The organism is Candidatus Kurthia intestinigallinarum, from assembly GCF_003991225.1.
GTDB lineage: Bacteria > Bacillota > Bacilli > Bacillales_A > Planococcaceae > Kurthia > Kurthia populi.
Genome location: NZ_JTFC01000146.1, coordinates 1 through 1,283 on the forward strand (window position 1 = coordinate 1; position 1,283 = coordinate 1,283).

General features: G+C 34.0%; 2 protein-coding genes. Both read right to left on the reverse strand.

All coding sequences use genetic code 11. The features are described from left to right. Positions 1-165 precede the first annotated feature (165 nt). A complete protein-coding gene (locus tag QI30_RS19285) occupies positions 166-558 on the reverse strand; it encodes a rhodanese-like domain-containing protein (RefSeq protein WP_126992098.1) in 393 nt (130 codons plus the stop codon). Between the two features lie 19 nt (positions 559-577). Next, positions 578-997, reverse strand: a complete 420-nt coding sequence (locus tag QI30_RS19290) for a MarR family winged helix-turn-helix transcriptional regulator (protein ID WP_126992099.1) — start codon at positions 995-997, stop codon at positions 578-580. Between the last annotated feature and the right edge of the window lie 286 nt (positions 998-1,283).

Genomic DNA, 1,283 nt, shown 5'->3' on the forward strand with positions numbered 1-1,283 from the left:
ATCTTCTGCGCTCATTTTCCCCATAGAAAAACCGCACCTCCTTGTTAGTATGTCTAACAAATGAGGTGCAGTTCAATGCCACATAGAGAACGTTCAATCCAGCAGTTAAGACTACTACAAAGTGTTAGCTGTTTTTTATTTAATTAGATTCCCTTTGCACCAGAGTTAACACCCACAGCTATCAGACATGTTAACCTCTTGAGAGGAATCTGAAACAGGAAAGTTCATTTCTTTCCACGCTGCAATACCCCCCGTTAGCTCTTTTACCATATATCCACGTTCTAATAAAAACTTTGCTACCTTGGCAGCGGTGTTACACCAGACATCCCAACAGTAAACAATAATTTCCTTGTCTTTTGGTATTTCATTTAAACGAGCTTGCAGTTCTTGTTCGGGTATGACATTAGCATCCTTAATTTTTAAACTTCTTACATGAAGTGGGCCGTTTCTTACATCCAGCAAAAAATATTTATCTGGATCTATTTGTGTCAATCTCAAATAATCCATAGGGCTAATAGTTGCTTCCAAACGGGCATTAAAATAATCAAGTGCATTCATAATTGTGTTACCTCCAGTTTTAAAGTGTAGTCCAAATTTTAATGAGAAAATCCTTTAGCAATTGTCTTTCTTGATTATTTAAAGGGGCTAAAACTTCTAATTCAATATCGTTTAAAAATTCCCAACGCGAATCCAATAAATCCTTTCCTTTTGATGTAATCATAAGGCTGTAGGACCTTCTATCATTAGGATTCCTTGTCCTCTCTACAAAGCCTAAAGTTTCTAAATAATCAATGTGACTTACCATTGTTGTCCGATCAATTTGTAGATTTTCAGAAATATCTTTTTGTGATGAGTAAGGGTTTCCGTTAATAAATAAAAGAACTCCATATTGTCTAGCATTAATGTGATATGGGACAAGCCCCTCGGCGAATTTAGTTTCCATTCGCTGAAGAACCTTTCCGAGTAAAAAACCATAAGATTGATTCCATTTTTCCATTTAAATTATTCACCCCTAAAAATAATCACCTAAATATATAATCAGTTTAACTGATGAATTTTTAAATTTCAAGTTGTTTGTTTTTATATTTAATTTTCAATGAAATAATGTACCTTTTAACTTTATAAAGCATACAAAATAAACTTAACGTTCCCAAATCAAAGTTTGGGGGCATACTAAAAAGGCAGGAATGTTGTTAAATCAACGTTTCTGCCCTTTCTTATGGAACATTGTTTATGCGTGATTTTATGCACGTTTTTAAAAAGCCTTTCCTGACAATCGTTTA

Coding starts and splice junctions, on each gene's coding strand:
- QI30_RS19285 (WP_126992098.1), bottom strand. CDS start 558: ATGAATGCACTTGATTATTTTAATGCCCGTTTGGAAGCAACTATTAGC.
- QI30_RS19290 (WP_126992099.1), bottom strand. CDS start 997: ATGGAAAAATGGAATCAATCTTATGGTTTTTTACTCGGAAAGGTTCTT.